This window comes from Singulisphaera rosea (genome assembly GCF_054877945.1).
Genome location: NZ_JBTYIP020000039.1, coordinates 1 through 20374, shown reverse-complemented (window position 1 = coordinate 20374; position 20374 = coordinate 1). Strand labels below are relative to the sequence as shown.

Below are 20374 nucleotides of genomic sequence, written 5' to 3'. Positions count from 1 at the left end.
AGGAGGCCGAGCCTGGAGGCCGAAAAGGGCCGGGCCGACGGTGTCCCGGCCTATCGGAAGAATTCAAGCAATCTCGATGCCAGTCGTATCCGGAGACGTGTGGGGGCGTGGAGCCGGGAGCGTGCGAGCGCCGAGGACCTGGGAGCCCTCGGCTCATTTCTTCCGACGCGAGGGCGGGCCGGCGTCAGGAGCGGAGGCGGGGGCAGAATCTGAAGCGGAGGTGGTCGATGCGCTGTCCTGGCGGAGGATCAACTCGAGGCCTCGGGGCGCGGCATGGGCGTAGGTCGGCTCGATGGCGTCGAGCAGGGGGGAGGCCCCTCGCCAGAACGGGAACCCGCCCAGTCTCCTGGGCAGGGCGGCAGAGACGGGCGGGGGCTCGACCGCGCCTGCGGGGTCGTCGCCGAGTTTGCCACCCCCCCAGAATGCGGCGAGGTCCGCGGCCAGGGGTTCCGGAGCAATCGGCACGGCCGTCGAGGCCACCGGCGGCCGATCCGAAATCCCACCCCCACCGGCCCGATCGAGCCGCGCGAACAGTTCGTCGCGGGTCATCCCCCGGAGGGTGAAGATGAGGAACGGGTCGCGATCGAACTCCTCGCCGAGCAGGTAATAAACCGCCGCGATGTGCTTGCAGGGGTTGGACCAGTCGGGGCACGAGCATTTCGTGGTCAGGTCGCCAAGCTTCTTGGGAAAGAGCGACAAGCCCGCATCCTTGAAGACTTGCTCGATGTCCTGGGGCATCTCGCCCGAGAGGAGTTTCGCCGCGTAGAGGGCCTGGCCCGAAAGGATGTCGGCGACCTTCGACCAGTCGTCGGCCGAGAGCATCTTGCATTGGATCGCGACCTCGTACGGCTGCGGCCGCGATCCCTGCACCCTGGCGCGCACCCAGCCCTTCTCGATCTCGATCGAGAGGACCTGCCCCTGTCGAGCGTACGTCTTGCCGCGGGTCAACCTCGAGCCGATATCGAACCCTTCGAGGACCCCGATCCAGCGCTTCGCCCACCAACTCGTCCCGAACTCCCCGCGCTTCGACTGGGCCTTGATCCCCCCCTTGGCCTGCCTCGGCTTCGAAGGCTTGAAATCCCAGGATCCCCACATTCGGACGTCCCCCCTTCGGAATCGACCAACGGCTCGCCTACCGAGGTCCGAGTCGGCAACATCCATTCTATCGAGCCCACATCGCTCGTGTATCCTCGAGGTGCAGATTGGCCGCCGGCCTCCGAGGACGTCATTCTCCGAGGGCCTCGCGTCGGAGCTTGAACAGGTCTTTGAGCTCGGCGGTGGAGAGCTTGGTGAGCCAGTCTTCGCCGGAGCCGACGACGGATCCGGCAACCTCCTGCTTGGTCTCGATCATCTCGTCGATCTTCTCTTCGAGTGTGCCGACGCAGAGGAATTTGTGGACCTGGACGTTGCGGGTCTGGCCGATCCGGAAGGCGCGGTCGGTCGCCTGGTTCTCGACGGCCGGGTTCCACCAGCGGTCGAAGTGGAAGACGTGGTTCGCTCGGGTCAGGTTCAAACCCGTGCCGCCGGCCTTCAGCGAGAGGACGAAGATCGGGGGCGCATCGTCGCTCGGGTCCTGGAACCGCTCGACCATGACGTCGCGTTGCTTCTTGGAGGTCCCGCCGTGGAGGAACAGGACCTCGCGCCCGAAGGTCTCCTGGAGATGCCGGCGGAGGATCTCGCCCATCTCGGCGAACTGCGAGAAGACCAGGGCTCGATCTCCCGCGGAGAGGGCCTCGTCGAGCATCTCGGTCAAACGCGCGAGCTTGCCCGAGCGGCCGGGGATCGCCGAGTTGTCGCCGAGGAACTGTGCGGGATGGTTGCAAACCTGCTTGAGCTTCGAGAGCGTCGCGAGGACGACCCCCTTCTTCCTGATGCCCTCGGAGGTGTCGAGGTCCTCGGAGGCCTGGGCGACGACGGCCTCGTAGAGCGAGGCCTGCTCCTTGGTCAGGGTGCAGTAGACCTTCATCTCCTGCTTGTCGGGGAGGTCGGCGATGATCGACTTGTCGGTCTTGAGCCGGCGGAGGATGAACGGGCCGCTGAGTCGCTGGAGTTGCTTGGCGGCCTCGGGGTCGCGGTTCACCTGGATCGGGATGTGGAAGCTCCGCTTGAACTCGGCCTGGGTGCCGAGGTGCCCCGGGTTCAGGAACTCCATGATCGACCAGAGGTCGCCCACGTGGTTCTCCACCGGGGTCCCGGTCAGCGCGACGCGGTAGTCGGCCGCCAGGGCCCGCGCCGCCTTCGACTGCTTCGTCTCCGGGTTCTTGATGTTCTGCGCCTCGTCGAGGATGACGCCCGACCAGGGGACGGCCTTGAGGAGATCGAAGTCGCGGTGCAAGAGCGAGAAGCTCGAGAGCACCAGCGCGTGCTTCATCGCCTCCTTCTTGAACGCGGCCCCCTTCGTCCTCTCCAAGCCGTGGTGGACCATCACGGGGAGCTTGGGGGTGAACTTCGCCGCCTCCTTCTGCCAGTTGCCGACGACCGACATCGGGCAGACCAGGAGCGTCGGGCGTCGCTTGTTGGGATCGGCCTCCCAGTCTCGCTCGACCATCGCGAGGGTCTGCACGGTTTTTCCTAACCCCATGTCGTCGGCAAGGCAGGCGCCGAAGCCCCAACGCTTGAGGAACCCGAGCCAGGAGTATCCGCGGGCCTGGTAGGGACGGAGTGACCCTCGGAAGTCCTTGGGGACCTCGAGCATCTCGAAGCCGTCGCGTCCCTGGAGTTGCCCCAGGAGGTCGGCGAACCAACCGGTTGCCTCGACCCCCTCGAACGCGAGTCCCCCCGGGGCCTGGCCCATCCCGAGCGCCATCCGGAGCGCCTGCCGCGCCGGGACCGCCTCGCCCTTCTTCTTCCAGAAGTCGAGCGCCGCCTGGATCTCCTCGGCGCTGAGCTGGACCCACTGCCCACGGAATCGGACCAGCGGCGACTTCTGCCTGGCCAGAGCCCGCAGCTCGGCCTGGGTGAGCGTCTCGTCGCCGAGGGCGACCTTCCACTCGAAGTTCAGGATCTTATCGAGCGTGAGCCCGCTGGAGCTGCCAAGCTTGGGAGTCTTGACCACGGCCTTGGCCGCGAGCATGAGCTTGGTCCCCTTTCGGGACCACCACGCGGGGAGGAAGACGGCGAACCCCGCCTGTTCGAGCAGCCAGGCCTTCTGCGTGAGGAAATCGTGCGCCTCGGTCGCGTCGAGCATGAACCCGCCGGGGGTGGCCGACTTCAGGCTCTCCTCGACCTTCGGGCTGATCTTCGCCGCCTCCCCGAGGCCCGCCAGGAGCGCCTCGCGAGGTTGGAAGCCGCCACGCTGGAGCAACTGCGCCTGACGCCCCCGAGGGTTCCACGCCTCGGCCACGGGCACGAGCAGGCTCGGGTCGTCGGCCGCCTGGAGCAAGTAGCGGACCGTCCAAAGGCTTCGCCCGGCCCCCCTGCTCGGGCTCTCCTCGTCGACCTCAGGCTCTTCGAGCCGGAAGCCGAGCCGGAACGGCGCCTCCGCCGCGACCGCGATCGGCCGTCGCCAACGTCGGACCTGGTCCTCGAGGCGGGTGAGCCCCGCCTCGTCGCCGTCCATCAGGCCGCTTGGCGACTCCAGGGCGTGGACCCAGTAGTCGTCGAGACTGTCGAAACTACTGGCCTTCCTCGCGGCGGGCTTCCGCTTCGACGTCGCGATCATCTTTCGCTTCGACGTCGCCCGACTGACCGACCGCTCGGTTTCGACGGGCCGGGTCGAGGTGCGGACGAGGTGATCGACGATCGCGCCGACGAAATCCAAGACCACGACCGAGGACGGGGTCGTGGGAGGCCCGCCGAACGCCTGCCGGGTTAGCGCTCGTCCCGACGACGGCAACGCCTTCGCGAGCTGGGCGAGCCGCTGGGGGTCGGTCCCGTTGAGGACCGGCTCCCAGCGCGCCCGGTACGCCCCGTCGACCCGCTCCAGGCCGGGGAGGAACTGCTGGCGCACCACCAGCGACCCCGCAAACCGCAGGGCCGCCGACCAGAACTCCAGGTCTTTCCCGACGACGAGCCCGGGCGCCAGCGTCGTGCGCCCCCCGCTCGCCGCGAGCAAGGCGATCGCTCGATCCGCGTCGAGGCCGAGGGCCGCGACGTCCCAGGGGACGATCCGGACCCGCGTCCCCGAACCCGGCGATTCGGCGATGAGAGGGCTCGAAGCCACCGGCCCAGCATCGGTCGAAGGAAGCCAGACGACCTTCCCCTCGAATTCGCCGGGGTGGGCCGAGAACTCGGGCAGGGCCCCCGACAACGCATCCGACATCGCCGACGCCCCCGCGTCGAACGGGTGGACCTCGGCGGCATACCCCTTCGCCCGGACGCCCTTCGGTCGACGTCCCGAGGAGTCTTTCGACGCCTCACCCCAGAGGACGAGCCGGCCTTCGAAGAAGGCCCCATGCAAGATGATCATCAGTGGTGTTTAACCCGGTCAACGGCCCGGCACCCTCGGCCCTCCGCGCGAGCCACGGGCGACGACTCCCACCATTTCACCACGAGGGACGGACGGACGATAGTTCGTTCAGCCGCCTGATCGAGCACAGGACAGCAATATCCTCAAACACGCCAGATTCTCCGCACGACGCCCCCGCTCGTTGTCAACGCCCCTCACAGGATCCCGACTCTTCGACGCTCTTCGTCGATCGCCGAGCGCCCTCCCGCGAATTCCTCACCACAAAGGCGCAAAGGGAGAATCCCGAAAGTACGACCCTTCTCGGGCCCTCCCGGGATTCTCAATGCCTTGTGATGAGCCTCCGGCCAAGTCGACCGAACAGGGTCAGGTGGACTTCGGCGAGGAGTCCCTCACTTCCACCTCTGGGTGTACAGGATCTGCATGACCAGAGCTTCCTTGCCCCCCGTGGGGGTGCCGGTCATGTACAGGTTGAACTCGCGGCTCCCGTCATCCTTGATCGTGGTCACCATTCGCTGGTGAAGCTTCGAGCCGTCCTTGGGACAGACGGCGTCCCCCTTGAAGCTCAACGTCTTGGTCTTGGCGTCGTAAGACCCCTCGAGGACGCAAAGGGCGGTGTCCATCGAGTCGATCCAGGTGCCGACATATTTCTTCCGGGTCGTGTCGAACCCGAACTGACCGCGTCCCTCGAACGTCGCGCCGCCAAGCTCCGTGCGGAACGTCGAGACGACCCACAGCCCTCCCAGCACCACGGACTTGATTTCGACTCCCTTGGCAACCATCGGCTCGGACTCGGGCCCGTTCGGATAACACTTGACGACACCGTCCCAGGTCCCCTCCTCGGCGGCGAGGATCTTGTGCTCGGCCGTCGGTGTCGGAATCGGAGGCTCGTCCTGGGCGCTCGCGAATGACCCCACCACGACAGCACCGACGACGCAAAGGCTCAAGAACGACATTCGCATGGTCATCACCCATCCCTACTGTACGTAAGACCAGATCGCCACAACCGGAGTATGTACGCCTGACCCCTTCATGTCCAGAGGAATATCGGCGAATCCGACCCTCGAAAACGAGGGCAACTCGCGGCGTCGGCGCAGGTTCGTCGCCCCGAACGGCGGGGCCATGATCCAGGTGCCATTGGAAGGCGATCGGGATGCGAAGGTCGAGTCGTGGGATGCATGACCGCTTCGAGGGGTCGACCCGACTCCGATTCGAGGCAGACTGTCATCGGGAGCGGACGACAAGCCATTCAGTCGCCCTAATAATATCCCAATGTCAACATTATTTCAATTAATCAAAGCGACATTCCAGCGTCGAATGAATCAGCTCGAGGCCGCTCATGCGATTCACCGAATCCGTCCGGATTGTGTCCGCTTTCGGCTTCGGCCCTTCATTTCCCCCGGCTTTTCCGCATGGTTTGAGTCCCCAACCGAGGGAAGCCGATGTCCGGATGTCCGGTTCAGGGCAGGATCATAAGCTCTACCGCTCCATGGACCCGAGACGACTTCACATCCATCGCTTCAGTCGACCAACTTCAGCAAACGTAGGTGCCCCTCGGTGTAGGGGGGATAGCGTTGGGGGAGGTCGAGGTGGGTCGACTTGGAGAGCACACCTTTCTTGTGGGTGAACGTCTCGAAGCTCCAGTGGCCGTGGTAGTGGCCCATGCCGCTCTCGCCGACGCCGCCGAAGGGGAGCTCGGGCACGATCATGTGCATCAGCACGTCGTTGACGCAGACGTTCCCCGAGCTCGTCCGGTCGATGACCTCGTGCTGGGTCGTCGAGTCGTTCGAGAACACGTAGAGCGCAAGCGGCGAGGGGCGATCGTTCACGAACGCGATCGCCTCGTCCATGCTCGCGACGGTCAGCACGGGCAAGATCGGGCCGAAGATCTCTTCCTGCATCACCGGTGCGTCGGGCGAGACGCCGCGGAGGATCGTCGGCGCGATGTAGCGTTCGGGAGCATCGGCCTGGCCGCCGCAGACGAGTTCTCCGTCACCGAGGAGCTTCGCGAGCCTCTCGAAGTTGCGGTCGTTGACGATCCTGCCGTAGTCCGGGCTGGCCTTGGGATCGTCGCCGTAGAAGGCCGTGACGGCCTTGCTCAGATGCTCGAGTAGCTCGCGTTCGACCGACTCATGCACGAGGACGTAGTCGGGCGAGACGCAGGTCTGCCCGGAGTTGCTGAACCGGCCCCAGGCGATCCGCCGGGCAGCGACCTCGAGCGACGCGTCCCGGTCGACCAGGCAGGGGGATTTTCCTCCGAGTTCGAGCACGACCGGCGTGAGGAACCTGGCGGCCTTCTCAAGGATGATCCTCCCGACGCGGGCACCGCCGGTGAAGAAGATGAGGTCGAAGCGCTGGTCGAGGAGCGCCTGCGTCTCGTCGGCCCCCCCTTCGACGACCATGATCGCCTCGGGGTCGAGGTGGCGCGACACGAGCTCGGTGAGCGCCGCGGAGGTGTGCGGCGCCAGCTCCGAGGGCTTCAAGACGGCCGCGTTGCCGCCCGCCAGGGCGCCGACCAGGGGTGCCAGGAGGAGTTGGACGGGGTAGTTCCACGCGCCGATGACGAGGACGACCCCGAGCGGGTCGTGGGTCGTCCAGGAGCGGCCGGGCTGGGCCAGGAGCGGCGTGTGCTTCCGCTCGGGGGCCATCCAGCGCGCGAGATGCCGAAGCGCGTCGACGACCTCCGAGGCCACGAAGCCGACCTCGGACATGTAGCCCTCGAGCTTGGGCTTGCGGAGGTCGGCCCACATCGCCTCGAAGAGCGCCGACTCCCCGTCCTTCAGCAGGCGCTTCAGCGCCTCGAGCTGCGAGCGCCGCCACGACGCCGGCCGCGTGTGCCCGGACTTGAAACAGGCACGAGCCTTCGCCACCTTCTCCGCGATCGCGTCTCCTCGGCCCGACGATTCCGAAGACATGTCCACCTCATAAATACGAGCTCGCCCCTCGACGACGGCCCCCACGATCGCGGGTGTGCCGTTCCTCTTTCCCAATCATACCGAGTGCGGGCCGCCGAGGAATCGAACCAGTCGAGACGATCGCCATCGCAAATCGACCCAATCCCCAACCCTCACGATGATCACGTGCCAGCCGGCACTCTTGGCGCCGAAAGTCCGACACTTGTACCATACACATCGAAGCCCAGCTTTCGCCGGAGGAGCAGGGGGCTGGGTTCCGGACCCCGCGAAGCCACGACAGAACGATATTTCCATGAAAATTATTCACGCAATTATCTTTACAATTACAACCATTATCACCATGGAGATTAGCCTCGAGGGACATGCCGGCGTTGATCGCCCGGCGGTCGACGATGGGGCCGGTGTCGATGGGACGATCGCCGGTCGGATCGCGGAGTTGAAACAGGGATTCGAAGCCCGGGATCAGCGGCTCTCGGCGGACCTCACCACGGCGAGAAAGGCCGGGGCCAAGGGGGGCTCGAAGGAGATCAGGACGATCATCGGTCAGCATGCGCGAGACTGGGAGCGGATCGCCGAGCAAGTCATCACCCTGGTCCGAGACCACCCGGCCGACCCGGCGTCGTTCGATGGTCTCTTGCTGCTGGCGGGCAACTACGACGACGGCGTCCTGGAGATCGTCCGCAAGCACTTTCTCAACGACTCCCGGATGGGGCGTCTCTGCGTCGACCTCAGTGGCAGGATGACCGATTCCTCGAGGCGGTTGCTCAGTCAACTCGCGACCGAGAGTCCCGACCGCAGGCTCCGCGGTAGGGCAACCTACGCGCTCGGCCAGTATTCGAGCCAACTCCATCGGGAGATCACCTCGACGACCAAGGCGACCGACGCGGATCTGGAACAGATGATGACGAAGACCCAGTGGGCCTTCCGCAAGGCGACGATCTCGGGGCGGTCGCTGAACGGCCCCGAGGAGGACCGCCTGCTGGCGGAAGCCCGAGGGTATTTCGAGAGGGTGGTGAACGACTACCCAGACGTGACCTCGGTCGACGGGTCGTTCCGGCTCGCCGACAAGGCCAAGGCCGAGGTGGCCCGCATCGACAACATCCCCGGGTTGCGCGTGGGCAAGGTGGCCCCGGACATCGTCGGCGAGGACCTCGATGGCAAGCCGCTCAACCTCAAGGACCACCGAGGCAAAGTGGTCGTCCTCTGCTTCTGGGCAACGTGGTGCGGCCCTTGCATGGCCATGGTCCCCCACGAACGCGAGCTCGTCCGGAGGATGGCCGGGAAGCCCTTCGCCCTGATCGGGATCAACGCCGACGAGGCCACCAACCGGGAGAAGGCCAAGTCGGCCGCCCGCGACGAGCGAATGGTTTGGCCCTCGTTCTGGGACGAGGGGTTCGACGGACCGATCCAGAGACGATACAACGTCGATCACTACCCGACGACCTACGTCCTCGACGCCTCGGGCCGCATCCGTTATATCGACGTTCGCGACAAAGACCTCGACCGGGCGATCGACGCCCTGCTGTCGGAATCGGGACGTGATGGATGATGCCCGGCCTGGTTGGCCGATGTCGGGTGGTTGGTGTCTTTAGCCAAGGATTGAACACGGATGAAAAAGACTCAATCAGTATATGGCACAAATTTCCGTATATTAAAATTTATTATTTAAAAAATTGTGATTTAATAGATCGTGTTAACCTGCACTATTTGTTGATTGCCACTCTTCGTATCTCATCCGTGTTCAATCCGTGGCTAAAAGGATTCAAGGCCGGGCTCCCGCGGAGATCAACTGCCGGAGGGCGTCGTGGTCGAGGGGCTTGATCAAGTGGTGGTCGAAGCCGGCCTCGCGAGAGCGGCGGCGGTCGTCTTCCTGGCCGTAGCCGGAGACGGCGATGAGCACGGAGTCCTTGCAGGATCCTTCCCGTCGGATCCTCGAGGCGACTTCGTAGCCGTCCATGCCGGGGAGTCCGATGTCGAGGAGGATGAACTCGGGATGATAGCCCTGGGCAACCTCGATCGCCTCGGGGCCGGAGTAGGCCGTCTCGACGTCGTGCCCGAGGAGCTTCAGCAGCCTCGACATCCCCCGCGCCGTGTCCTCGTTGTCGTCGACGACGAGGATCTTCGCCCGGCGCTCCGGTGATCGTGGGGCCGGCGAGGCGGTCGAGGAGTCCACCGCCGGTCGGGTTGCCGCGGGCAGGCGGATGGTGAACGTGCTCCCGAGGCCCGGCCCTCCGCTCCGGGCCGTCACGGTGCCGCCATGCAGTTCGACGAGATTCTTCACCACGGTCAGGCCGATCCCGAGGCCCCCCTCGCTCCTGGCGAGCGAGCGGTCTCCTTGCGCGAACAGCTCGAACATCTTCGGGAGCTTCTCGGGGGGGATGCCGACCCCTTCGTCCTCGACGCGGATGACGACCTCGGCCCCCTCGTTGAAGGCCGACAGGCGGATCCGGCCGGCGTTCTCGCTGTACTTCGCCGCGTTATTGAGGAGGTTGACGACGACCTGCTCAAGCCTCGTCGGGTCGGCGTCCACCCAGAGCTGGCCGCGGTCGATGGCGACGTCCAGCGTGTGCTTCCGCTCCTCGACCAGGGATTCCACGCATTCCGCCGCGCTGTCGAGAATCGGAGTCGCCTCGATCAAGTCCTTGCGCAAGGTAATCTTGCCCCGGCTAATTCGCGAGACATCCAGGAGGTCGTCGATCAGCCTCGTCAGGTGCTGCATCTGTCGGGCGATGACGCTTCGCGCGAAGGAGATATGCTCCGGGGCGTCGGAGACCTTCAGCAACGAGACGGCGTTGCCCACCGCAGAGAGGGGGTTGCGCAACTCGTGCGCGAGCATGGCGAGGAACTCGTCCTTCTGACGGTCGTTCTCCCGGAGTTCGTCCTCGGCGGCGATCCGGTCCTGGATATCGACGCACGACCCGATGTAACCGGTGAACTCGCCCTCGTGGCGGTACAGGGGGATGCCGTTGTCGACGACGTAACGATACGGGCCGTCGTGGCGACGGAGCCGGTAATCGACCTTGAACGGGAGCCGGGCGTCGAAGGCGTCGGAGGCGACGCGACGGCAGCGTTCGAGGTCGTCGGGGTGGATGCCCTCGAACCAGCCGTCTCCTTGCTCCTGCTCGATCGTCCGGCCGGTGAACGCGAGCCAGGGTTGGTTGAACCATTCGCGGTGCCGGTCGGGGCCCGAGAGCCAGATGAGGACCGGGGCGTTGTCGGCGGTCAGGCGGAACCGGGCCTCGCTGACCCGCAGCGCCTCCTCGTTTTCCTTCCGCTCGGTGATGTCATGGGAGACCCCCAGGACCCCCACGGGGTGGCCCGAGGGGTCGGTGATCGCGGCGACCCGGGCCTCGATCCAGACCCGGGAGCCATCTTTGCGGTAATCCAGGTACTCCCCCGACCAGTCGGAGCCCGAGACGCGCTCGACGATCTGCTCGGCGGCCCAGGCCCGCTCGGACTCGGGGAAGCGGTCGGAATAAGGACGTCCGAGCCTCTCGTCGGCGGACCAGCCGAAGAGCTCCGTCGCCCCCGCGTTCCAGTACGTGATGACCCCTTCGGGGTCGGTGAGGACGACCGAGTCGCGTACGCCGGCGAGGATCTGCGCATCGCGGTGGAGGTCGGCCTCGGCCCGCTTCCGTGCCGAGATGTCCTGCACGACGCCGAGCATACGGGCCATCCGGCCGTCCGGGCCGTATTCCCCGCGGCCCCTGGCGAAGATCCACCTCGGTGCCACGCCGGGCGACTCGGCCAGGCGGTATTCGATGTCGTAGTCGGAGTGGCCGCCGGCCGCCCGAGCGGCCGCGTCCCGGGCCCGGTCGCGGTCGTCGGGGTGGAGGAACCCTCGCATCCACTCTCGGGCGTGGGACCGGCCGGGCTCGACCCCGTAGATCTCCGCCCCTCGATCGGACAGGATGACCGTGTCGGTCGCCGCGTCCCATTCCCAGGTCCCGAGCTCGGCCGCGGCCAGCGCCAGGCCCAAGGTTTCCAGCAGTCGGGCCCGCTCGGCCTCGGCCGCCTTCCTGGCCGTCACGTCCCGGGCGATCTTCGACGCCCCGATGACGCGCCCCGCCGCGTCTCGGATCGGGGAGACGGTCAGGGAGATGTCCACCCGACGACCATCTTTGGTCATCCGGAGGGTCTCGAAGTGCTCGATCCGCTCCCCGCGCCCGAGACGCTCGAGGATGCCGCGTTCTTCGCCCAGCCGGTCGGGGGGGACGATCAGGGTGATGGGCTGCCCGACGGCCTCGGCGGCGGAGTAGCCGAAGACGCGCTCGGCCCCCGCGTTCCAGGAGCGGATGACGCCGTCGAGCGTCTTGCCGATGATCGCGTCCTCCGACGACTCGACAATGGCCGCCAGTCGGGCCCGGTCGGACTCGGCCCCCTTCTGCTCGCTGATGTCGCGGAAGACCAGGACGACTCCCGAGATCGTCCCGGCGTCGTCTCGGATCGGCGAAGCACTGTCGTCGATCGGCCGTTCGGTGCCGTCCCGCGCGATGAGCAGGGTGTGGTTCGCCAACCCCTGGATCCGGCCTGTCTCCAGGACCTTCGCGACCGGGCTGACGACCGCGGCTCTCGTCTCCTCGCTGATGATGACGAAGATCTCGTCCAAAGGCCTCCCACCCGCGGCAGCGGCCGACCAGCCGGTCAATTCCTCGGCGACCCCGTTCATGAATGTGACCTGCCCTCGGGCGTCGGTCGCGATGACGGCGTCACCGATGCTGAGCATCGTGGCCTGGAACCGCCTCCGCTCGGCGCGTTCGGACGCGTCCGAGTGTCGGCGGGCGGAGGCCAGGACGCCGATGAAGAGAGAGACGGCGAGGAAGGTCCCGGTCGCCACCAAGCCGCCCTTGCCGGTCGAGGCCGCGCCGTAGGGGGCGATGAAGTAGATGTTCCCCAGGACTGCAGCCAGGGCCGTCCCGAAGAGGCTCGCCCCCATGTTGCCGAACCAGGCGCCGGCCATGACCGCGGCGAAGAAGAGTACCCAGGGTGTCGGCTGGAGCAAGGGCCAGGTCGCGTAGGTGGCCCCGAAGGCGGCCATCACCGCCCCGACCGCGATCCCGTAACTCCCGACCGACCCCGCGCCCCGTCTCGACAACCTCATCACGCGAACCGCCCTTCCACCGACACGATGCGAGACGCCCGGGCGGGATGCCAAGCCGGGCCCTTCTCCGATAGGCCCTATTTATCGCCTCTGGAGTCTCCGACGACAAGGCGAGGGCGCGAGCGACCCCGAGGAGCCTGGGGAGAGGGCTCGTGGCCAACAAGATCGAGGCCGAGGGCCTTCGACGGGTCAACGCCCCGGCGACCCCTCCGCGGGCCTCGGGGCCGCCGCGACCGCCCGAGGGAGGGGGAGCGTCACGAGGAATTCCGCCCCTTTGGACCGTCCCGAGGCGGCCTCGATCGTGCCGCCATGGGCCTTGACGATCCACCGGCAGATGCTCAACCCCAACCCTCCCCCCGTGGTCCTCGCGACGTCGGCCTGGTAGAACCGCTCGAAGATATGGGGCAGGTGCTCCCCGGAGACGCCAATCCCGGTGTCCGATACCCGGAGGGCCGCACGCTCGCCCATCCCTTCGACCCGGACCGTCACCAGGCCCCCCGGCTCGGTGAACCGGATGGCGTTGTCCACCAGGTTGGTGATGAGCTGCCGCAACCGGGATGGGTCGCCCGGCACGATGACCGGGCCGGCGTCCTCCTCGACGAGCCGGATCCCCCGCTCGTCGGCCAGCGGCTCGAACAGATCGGCGACGTCGCGGGCCAGATCCGCCAGGTCGACCTCCTCTCGGCGCATGGCGACTTCGCCGGCGTCGGCCCTGGCCAGGAGCAGGAGGCCGTTGACCAGGGCCGTCAGCCGCTCGCACTGGTCGCCGAGCGAGGCGAGGACGTTGCGGTAGTCCTCCGGCGCCCGAGGCCGCTGGAGGGCGACCTCGACGGCCGCGCGCATCGCCGCGAGCGGGCTGCGGAGCTCGTGCGAGGCGTCGGCCGTGAAGCGGATGATCTGGGCGTGGTAGTCCGAGAGCCGGTCGAGGAGGCCGTTGATGGTCGCGGCCAACTCGTCCAGCTCGTCCCCGGCACCGGTCAAGGGGAGCCGCTCCGCGAGATTCTCGGGGTCGAGCCGACGCGCCGCCCCGATGCTCGCAGCCACCGGGCGGAGGGCCTGCCTCGATAGGAAGAGGCCGCCGACCGCGGCCAGGACCAGGAACACGAGCGCCCCGCCGGCCACGAGCCGGTCGAACGCGGCGAGCGTCTCCTCCGTCTCCGCCAGCGACATCCCGAGCACGAGCGTCAGCTCGCCTTCCCGGAAGACGGTGGCCAGCACGCGGAAACGCTGCGTGGCACCCTGGAGGTCGATCAACGTCGGGGGGCCGAGCGACACCGAGGCTTCCGCGAGCAGGCGGGCGGACTCGGTGCTCGGGGCGACCAAGAGCCGCCCCGGCTTCCGGACGACGACGATCAGCCCTTCCGGCTCGTTGGCCAGGACCTCGCGGCCGATCTCGGCCTCGAGCCCCGCCGTCCCCCCGGGCCCGTACTGCGCGACGCCCGCCAGCAGCTCCACCGCCTTGCGGTCGAGGAACGCCACGTTCTTCACGTCCAGCACCCGGCGCAGGCCGTAATGCACCCAGCCGTACCCGGCCGCCAGCGACGTCGCCAGCACCAGCGTCGACCAGAGCATGAACCGCGTCCGCAGGCCGAGCGGCCTAGTCCTCCCGAAGGACATAGCCCACCCCGCGGAGCGTGTGGATCAGCGGCCGGTCGAATCCCCGGTCCACCTTGTTCCGCAGCCGGTTGATGTGCACGTCCACCACGTTCGTCAGGCCATCAAATTCGTAATTCCAAACGTGTTCCTGAATCATCACTCGGCTGACCACCTGCCCGGCGTTGCGCATCAGGTAGTGGAGCAGGGCGAACTGCTTGGCCGAGAGCTCGATCCGCTGTCCCCCTCGCTCGGCCACGTGGGTCGACGGGTCGAGCGCGAGGTCGGCGACCCGCAGGACCGAGGGGAGGATCTCCGGCCCGCGCCGGAGCACGACCCGGATCCTCGCGAGCAGCTCGGCGAAGGAGAAAGGCTTGATCAGGTAGTCGTCCGCCCCCGCGTCCAGTCCCTCGACCCGGTCGGTCACGGCGTTCTTCGCCGTGAGGAAGATGGCGGGCGTGCGGATGTTGGCCGCCCGGAGGCGGCGGAGGATCTCCAGGCCGTCGCGGCCCGGGAGCATCCGGTCGAGGATGAGCAGGTCATAGGTGCCCGTCGAGGCGTAGTCGAGGCCCCGCTTGCCGTCGGCCACCAGGTCGACCGCGAAGCCATGCTCGCGCAGGCCTTGCTCGAGGTAGGGGCCCATGTCCGAGTTGTCTTCGACGACGAGCACACGCATCGGCGAGCCGCTTTCACGGGCCAAGGAATCGGGCCAACCTTGGTCATTCTAAAGCCCGGCGGGCGGGTCGTGGCGGAATATTACATCCCTGTCATCTACGGGCCACGCTGCTGCAATGTCGGGCGACTAGGATCTTCGGCCGGTATCCGACCGGATCACCACGATCGCCGCAGACCCTGTGCCCCGAGATCTCGACCTTCATCAAAGGAAACGATCCATGTCCGACGCCCGAACCGTTGCTCGCCCGCGCCGGCGGGGCTTCACCCTGATCGAGCTGTTGGTGGTGATCGCGATCATCGCCGTGCTGATCGGCCTCCTGCTCCCCGCCGTCCAGGCGGCGCGCGAGGCGGCCCGACGGGCCCAATGCACGAACAACCTGAAGCAGATCGGCCTGGGCCTGCACAACTACCTCTCGGCCAACAACGCCTTCCCGCCCGCGTCGGTGATGCCCCATACCCGGACCTCACAGCCCTGGTCGGCGCACGCCCGGATCCTGCCGTTCCTGGAGCAGGGCAACCTCTACAACATGGTCAATTTCCAGTCCGAGAACGAGTTCACCCAGGTCCCGACCCTCGCCGGCATCCGCGTTGCAGTCTACCTCTGCCCGAGCGAGATCAACGACCGGGCGCGACCGACCGCGACCCTCTCCTACTACCCGACCAACTACGGGTTCGTCCAGGGGAGCTGGTTCACCTACGACCCGGCCTCCGACACCGCGGGTGATGGCGCCTTCTCCCCCAACCGGTCCTATTCGGCCGCCGTGTACACCGACGGGATGAGCAATACCATGGCGGTGACCGAGAACAAGGCGTATCAGCCCAACGTCTGGGATACCAAGCTCCCGGCCACGGTCGGGGCACCCATCCCGATGACGCCCGACGCCCTGTCCAGCTTCCTCTCCGCCGGGACGTTCGACTCGAACGGCCACACCGAGTGGGTCGAGGGGGACGTCCACGAGACCGGGATCACCACCACCTTCACCCCGAACACCAAGGTCAGCTTCACCTCGGGCGGTCAGCTCTACGACGTCGACCTCACCTCGATGCGCGACGGCGAGTCGATCACGTTGCCGACCTACGGGGCGATCACCGCGCGGTCGTTCCACCCCTCTGCCTTGAACGCCCTGCTCATGGACGGCTCGGTCCGATCGATCAAGAATTCGATCGCCCTGACCGTCTGGCGAGGCCTCGGCACCCGGGCGGGCGGCGAAGTCCTCTCGGCAGACTCATTCTAATGGAGTGAAATCATGTTCCAGGCACGCCGAACCTCGCTCGCACTCGCCTCGATCGCCCTGGCCTGCGTCGGTATCTCGTGCGGCGGGGTTTCGGCCGCCCGGGACGATGAAGGGAAGCAGGTCGCGGCCGCCTTCCTGGACGAGGTCCGGGCCGGGCGGATCGACCCGGCCTGGCAGACCACGTCGGTCGAGTTCAAGTCGCTCATGGGCTCCTCCTCCCTCCGCGACTACACCCGGACCCACCCCGCCCTGAAAGGGCAGGCGGAATTCGTCGAATCCCAGCCGGTCGGCTCGAGCGGCGGCCGACTGGTCGAATATCAGTTCCGGGCCACGCCGCCGCCTCCCAAGACCGGCTCCAGGAAATCGGCGGCCTCCAAGACACCACCAACCCCCAAGACGATCCGGGTCATGGTGAGCTTCAACGACGATCCGCCCAAGGTCGAACGGCTGACCACCGAATGAACGTCGTAAACACGTCGCGACGCCCGGCCCACCCCGGGCGTCGCGACGCGTCTGTCGTAGCCGTCGCGACCCGTGGTACACTCTCGCCCCGTCATCCGCTCACGTCGATCGCAGACACCCTTGAGTTGCAAGAGGGCACGTCCTTGAACCAGGACCCGAACAATGCCGGCCGACCGAAGACGTCGATCGCGCCGATGCTCTCGGTCCGCAACGGAGCCAGGGCCGTCGCGTTCTACGGCGAGGCCTTCGGGGCTGTCGTGCTCGAACGCATCGACGGCGAGGACGGATTCGTCGTCGCCCGTCTCTCCGCGGGGGGCGCCGAGTTCTGGCTCGCGGACGAATCCCCCGAGTACCAGAACTTCAGCCCCGAAACGCTCGGCGGCGGCACCGTCCGGATGGTGATGGTCGTTGACAATCCCGACGCCGCCTTCGAGCAAGCCGTCGCGGCGGGCGCCTCCGTCGTCTGGCCCGTCGACAACCAGTACGGCTGGCGACTCGGACGGATCGTCGACCCCTTCGGACACCACTGGGAGATCGGGAAACCCCTGACAGACGGCCGTGGGGACGAGCCGGTGGCCGACTCACCGGGTTGATAGGACTCGGGTTCCGGATTAGGTTCGGTGGATGTTCGGATCGCTGGATCCGTGAAGCCGCACCTTCTCGAGGACGTTATGCGACGACTCCCGGGCTCGTTGTTGATACTGCTGTACGGGCTGGCGTTGGGGACGACCACGACAGCACCGGCCGCGGAGGGCCCGGCGGCCTTCCGCGCGGGGTTCGGCGAGGTCGACATCACCCCTCCGCCCGGGACGCCCAGGCAGGGGTGGAACACCAAGCTCGTGGGAGACGCCGCGATCGACCCCCTCTTCGCCCGCGCTGCGGTGTTCGAGCGGGGCGTCGGGGGTCCCCTCGCGATCATCCAGCTCGACATCGCACTGGTGAGCGCCGACGACACGGCGACCATCCGGCGCAGGGTCGAGAAAGAGCACCAGATCGCCCCCGACCGCGTCATGGTGACCGCGACGCACAACCACGCCGGCCCCGCCGTCATCAACGAGGCCCTGCCCAGGGATGAGAACTGGATCCGGGTGATGGTCGCCGGCGCCTCGAACGCGGTCGGGCGGGCCATCAAGGCGCTCGAGGTGTCCGAAGTCGCGGTCGCCAGCGTCTTCGAGTGGGAGTTGTCGTTCAACCGCAGGATCATCATGCGCGACGGCACGGTCCGTACGCACGGGTCGTTCAAGGACCCCCTGGCACTCGCCTTCGAGGGGCCGATCGACCCCGAAGTCGGCGTCCTCGCCGTCCGGGCGAAAGGGGGCGAGATCCGAGGCGCGCTCGTGAACTTCGCCTGCCACCCGACGCACCACGGCGGAGACTCATTCTTCAGCGCGGGCTATCCCGGCGTCGTCGCCCGGGAGTTGAAGGCGCGAGGGATCCCCGTCACCCTGTTCCTCCAGGGGGCCGCGGGGAATATCTCCTACGACGACGCCAAGGGGACCCCCGCCAAGTCGATGCAAGCGATGGGAGTGGGCCTGGCCGACGACGTGTCGAAGGCGCTCGCCGGGGCGAAGTGGACAACGCCGACGGAACTTTCCTCTGCGACCACCACGGTCTCGCTCAAGTTCCGCGAGCCGACCGAAGCCGAGATCCAGGGCAAATCCCCGGGGACCCAGAGATTCGGCGAACCGGGATACTACGAGCGCAAGATTCCCGAGATCCTCGCGATGATCCGTCGCAAGGGACATGAGACCGGCGAGGTCCAGGTCTTCCGGATCGGCGACCTGGCCCTCGCCTCGCAGCCTTCGGAGTCGTTCGTCGAGCACGGCCTGCGGATCAAGGAGGCCACCTGGCCCGTCCGCACGTTCGTCGTCTGCTACGCCAACGGGATGCTCGGCTACATCCCCCACGAGGCCGCCTTCGCCCGAGGCGGCTACGAATGCACCTTCGGTCCCCCCAGCCAGATGGCCCCCGAGACCGGCCGACAACTCGCCGACGCCGCCATCGCACTCATTCGTAAGAAGTGAGGGGCCCAGAGCATCATCCTATCCACTCGGGGCGAAAGGACGGATGCGTCAACGACGACGCCACCACGCGACGACCGCGGTGGCGATACAGAGGCACCCCAGCCAGAACGCCGAGTTCGTCGTGATCGTCGACCACTCCAACGGCGGAACCGCCTGGATCGGGCGACCGGGGGGAACAGCGTCCTTGCGGGTGGTGGCAACCGCCTTCACGCCAGGGGCGGCATAGGTCTTGTCGGCCTTGGCGTCGGAGACGGTGACCCCGGGCTGGAGGGTTGGCCAGAACATCGACGCCGGATAATCCTTCCCGAATTCGATCGACTCGACGGCATAATCCCAGGTGAACAGGGGTCGGCCCTCCGGGCCGGGGGCGTTCAGCGTCGAATGTAGTGGGACGGAATGGCCTCGGACGTCGTCCAGCGACGTCGCCGTCCACACGGCCATCGCCTCGCCCGTCTCGCGGGCCGCTTGATCCCGATACGACTCGACCTTCAGGGGGATGGCCGTCTCCTTGTCGAGGAAGAAGACCTGATCCTGGGGGAGAGCCCAGCGGACGTTGCGAAAGAGGAAGAGGCCGCACTCGCGGCCGATGACCTCGCCATGGCCGAGGTACTGGGCCTTCGGCAACGCCTGCGGCAAGGGTTCTCGGCCCACGGACAGGAAGAGGAAGGGTTGGGGGCGTTGGTCGCGTCCGGCCGGCGCATCCATCCAGGTCTTGCGATTCAAATAGACGGTTTGCTGCGACTCGATGTCTCTGGGGTCGTAAACCACGAAAGCATACTTCGACCCGTCTCCATAGTAAATCGACCGGTTGACCACCGTCCCCGACTGCACACTTCGGACCTCGCAGAACCTCCGCCCGGCCTCCTCGATGAAGTACTCTTCCATCGTGTCGAACGCCTGGGCCTTCGACGGTTCCGGCTCATGCCTCGTGATCTTCGTGCGGACGCGCAGCTCCACCGATCCCCGGGACCCCAGGTCCCGGGCAAGTCGCTGCGCCGCGAGCTCTGCCGGAGACTCCATCAGCCCCTCCCTCGATCACTCGAATCCCTACGCGGGAAGGATGCAACGTCACGAATCCAACATTCGTCGAGGAGAGGCGACAAACCCGTTTGAAGGCAAGGCCAACCTTCGATCGACGTCATGATACCAGGACCTTCCTCACAACGGATCCTTCAAGCCGATCCAGGCTCGAAACCATCAACCGGGCTCCTTGGCAGTTTCCCCACCGGCCAGAGTCCACAAACCGCGTCAGACTTTGATGACGATCCCCGACGAGAACCAGCGGACCAAGGCGACCACCATCGCCGCATTCACCCCGCCGGGGTGGCCACTATGCGTGGCGAAGCGTCCAAGATTCATACATTCACCAAACGCATCTTCACATTCACAATCTATTAAATTTTTCCCAATTACACTAACGAGAGATCTCTCTGAGGCTGGCGACGACACCGAGAAAGACGGGGACGGTGAGGACGCAACTGATCGTCCCCAAGACGATCCCGGCGATTGCCGACCGACGGCCACGAAGCTGGCCGCGGCTCTGGCCGATGTCGCGCAGGGCGACGCAGCCCATGATGATCGCCGGGATCCCGCTCACGCACATGAAGAAGAAGAGCATGCCCATGGCGAGGCTGGCGATCGCCATGCCGCTCATGACCGCCGGTTTTTCCACGTCGGCCCCAGATCCCGAGGACGATGCGAGCACAGGCACGGCCAATTCTCGTCCGCAGGCTGGGCAGACGACGCGAAGCCCCGCGTGCTCCTCCGGCATCTCGATGAGCCGCCCGCACTCGCACGCGATTGAGATGGGCACGTGCTCGCTCCTGCCACAGTTTTAGGGGAACCCTCCGAGCGCCCGCCAGATGGTGCGCGAGGTCTGTTGGTCTGGGTGGCCGGGTCGGAGCGCAGCGACGCCCCAGATTCGTCGACGACCCGCGGTCCGGGGCGTCGCTGCGCTCCGACCC

At 66.7% G+C, this 20374-nt stretch carries 14 protein-coding genes; 5 read left to right on the top strand and 9 right to left on the bottom strand.

Going from position 1 to position 20374, the window contains the following annotated elements; translation table 11 throughout:
• Window positions 1-153 precede the first annotated feature (153 nt).
• The 4 genes from ACYOEI_RS37115 to ACYOEI_RS37100 all read right to left on the bottom strand — a co-directional run bounded on the left by ACYOEI_RS37115 (window position 154) and on the right by ACYOEI_RS37100 (window position 7320).
• Entirely contained in the window at window positions 154-1095 is a 942-nt protein-coding gene (locus ACYOEI_RS37115) for an SWIM zinc finger family protein (protein ID WP_462855466.1), read from the bottom strand.
• A gap of 130 nt (window positions 1096-1225) precedes the next feature.
• Entirely contained in the window at window positions 1226-4408 is a 3183-nt protein-coding gene (locus ACYOEI_RS37110) for a DEAD/DEAH box helicase (protein ID WP_462855465.1), read from the bottom strand.
• 389 nt (window positions 4409-4797) lie between these two features.
• Window positions 4798-5373 (bottom strand): DUF1579 domain-containing protein, encoded by a 576-nt coding sequence (locus tag ACYOEI_RS37105; protein WP_462855464.1) that lies wholly within the window; start codon window positions 5371-5373, stop codon window positions 4798-4800.
• A 552-nt stretch (window positions 5374-5925) separates the two neighbouring features.
• Window positions 5926-7320 carry an aldehyde dehydrogenase family protein gene (locus ACYOEI_RS37100; protein WP_462855463.1) on the bottom strand — a complete coding sequence of 465 codons (1395 nt, stop codon included), beginning with the start codon at window positions 7318-7320 and terminating at the stop codon, window positions 5926-5928.
• Window positions 7321-7660: 340 nt separating this feature from the next.
• On the opposite strand from ACYOEI_RS37100, the gene ACYOEI_RS37095 reads away from it, so the two are divergent.
• Window positions 7661-8869 (top strand): TlpA family protein disulfide reductase, encoded by a 1209-nt coding sequence (locus ACYOEI_RS37095; RefSeq protein ID WP_462855461.1) that lies wholly within the window; start codon window positions 7661-7663, stop codon window positions 8867-8869.
• Between the two features lie 213 nt (window positions 8870-9082).
• Here ACYOEI_RS37095 and ACYOEI_RS37090 read toward each other — a convergent pair whose 3' ends face one another.
• The 3 genes from ACYOEI_RS37090 to ACYOEI_RS37080 form a co-directional block, all read right to left on the bottom strand.
• Window positions 9083-12421: a hybrid sensor histidine kinase/response regulator gene (locus ACYOEI_RS37090; RefSeq protein WP_462855460.1), complete on the bottom strand. Its 3339-nt coding sequence runs from the start codon at window positions 12419-12421 to the stop codon at window positions 9083-9085.
• 189 nt (window positions 12422-12610) lie between these two features.
• Window positions 12611-13993, bottom strand: coding sequence for a sensor histidine kinase (locus ACYOEI_RS37085; RefSeq protein WP_462855458.1), 1383 nt, complete (start codon window positions 13991-13993; stop codon window positions 12611-12613).
• A gap of 25 nt (window positions 13994-14018) precedes the next feature.
• The gene (locus ACYOEI_RS37080) at window positions 14019-14690 is read right to left on the bottom strand and encodes a response regulator (RefSeq protein WP_462855456.1); all 672 of its coding nucleotides are present in this window, start codon (window positions 14688-14690) and stop codon (window positions 14019-14021) included.
• A 217-nt stretch (window positions 14691-14907) separates the two neighbouring features.
• On the opposite strand from ACYOEI_RS37080, the gene ACYOEI_RS37075 reads away from it, so the two are divergent.
• The 4 genes from ACYOEI_RS37075 (at window position 14908) to ACYOEI_RS37060 (ending at window position 18410) form a co-directional block, all read left to right on the top strand.
• Window positions 14908-15924: a DUF1559 family PulG-like putative transporter gene (locus tag ACYOEI_RS37075; protein ID WP_462855455.1), complete on the top strand. Its 1017-nt coding sequence runs from the start codon at window positions 14908-14910 to the stop codon at window positions 15922-15924.
• 12 nt (window positions 15925-15936) lie between these two features.
• The gene (locus tag ACYOEI_RS37070) at window positions 15937-16386 is read left to right on the top strand and encodes a hypothetical protein (protein ID WP_462855454.1); all 450 of its coding nucleotides are present in this window, start codon (window positions 15937-15939) and stop codon (window positions 16384-16386) included.
• A gap of 143 nt (window positions 16387-16529) precedes the next feature.
• Window positions 16530-16979: a VOC family protein gene (locus ACYOEI_RS37065; protein ID WP_462855453.1), complete on the top strand. Its 450-nt coding sequence runs from the start codon at window positions 16530-16532 to the stop codon at window positions 16977-16979.
• A 78-nt stretch (window positions 16980-17057) separates the two neighbouring features.
• Window positions 17058-18410 (top strand): hypothetical protein, encoded by a 1353-nt coding sequence (locus ACYOEI_RS37060; RefSeq protein ID WP_462855451.1) that lies wholly within the window; start codon window positions 17058-17060, stop codon window positions 18408-18410.
• A gap of 48 nt (window positions 18411-18458) precedes the next feature.
• On the opposite strand, the gene ACYOEI_RS37055 is transcribed toward ACYOEI_RS37060, so the two are convergent.
• Complete coding sequence (locus ACYOEI_RS37055) at window positions 18459-19430, bottom strand: hypothetical protein (RefSeq protein ID WP_462855449.1); 972 nt, start codon at window positions 19428-19430, stop codon at window positions 18459-18461.
• Window positions 19431-19824: 394 nt separating this feature from the next.
• Entirely contained in the window at window positions 19825-20223 is a 399-nt protein-coding gene (locus tag ACYOEI_RS37050; protein ID WP_462855448.1) for a DUF4190 domain-containing protein, read from the bottom strand.
• Window positions 20224-20374: the final 151 nt, after the last annotated feature.

What these genes read in the sequence shown, in the direction of transcription:
- ACYOEI_RS37115 (WP_462855466.1), bottom strand. Translation starts at nt 1,095, where the DNA reads ATGTGGGGATCCTGGGATTTCAAGCCTTCGAAGCCGAGGCAGGCCAAG.
- ACYOEI_RS37110 (WP_462855465.1), bottom strand. Translation starts at nt 4,408, where the DNA reads ATGATCATCTTGCATGGGGCCTTCTTCGAAGGCCGGCTCGTCCTCTGG.
- ACYOEI_RS37105 (WP_462855464.1), bottom strand. Translation starts at nt 5,373, where the DNA reads ATGACCATGCGAATGTCGTTCTTGAGCCTTTGCGTCGTCGGTGCTGTC.
- ACYOEI_RS37100 (WP_462855463.1), bottom strand. Translation starts at nt 7,320, where the DNA reads ATGTCTTCGGAATCGTCGGGCCGAGGAGACGCGATCGCGGAGAAGGTG.
- ACYOEI_RS37095 (WP_462855461.1), top strand. Translation starts at nt 7,661, where the DNA reads ATGGAGATTAGCCTCGAGGGACATGCCGGCGTTGATCGCCCGGCGGTC.
- ACYOEI_RS37090 (WP_462855460.1), bottom strand. Translation starts at nt 12,421, where the DNA reads ATGAGGTTGTCGAGACGGGGCGCGGGGTCGGTCGGGAGTTACGGGATC.
- ACYOEI_RS37085 (WP_462855458.1), bottom strand. Translation starts at nt 13,993, where the DNA reads ATGCTCTGGTCGACGCTGGTGCTGGCGACGTCGCTGGCGGCCGGGTAC.
- ACYOEI_RS37080 (WP_462855456.1), bottom strand. Translation starts at nt 14,690, where the DNA reads ATGCGTGTGCTCGTCGTCGAAGACAACTCGGACATGGGCCCCTACCTC.
- ACYOEI_RS37075 (WP_462855455.1), top strand. Translation starts at nt 14,908, where the DNA reads ATGTCCGACGCCCGAACCGTTGCTCGCCCGCGCCGGCGGGGCTTCACC.
- ACYOEI_RS37070 (WP_462855454.1), top strand. Translation starts at nt 15,937, where the DNA reads ATGTTCCAGGCACGCCGAACCTCGCTCGCACTCGCCTCGATCGCCCTG.
- ACYOEI_RS37060 (WP_462855451.1), top strand. Translation starts at nt 17,058, where the DNA reads ATGCGACGACTCCCGGGCTCGTTGTTGATACTGCTGTACGGGCTGGCG.
- ACYOEI_RS37055 (WP_462855449.1), bottom strand. Translation starts at nt 19,430, where the DNA reads ATGGAGTCTCCGGCAGAGCTCGCGGCGCAGCGACTTGCCCGGGACCTG.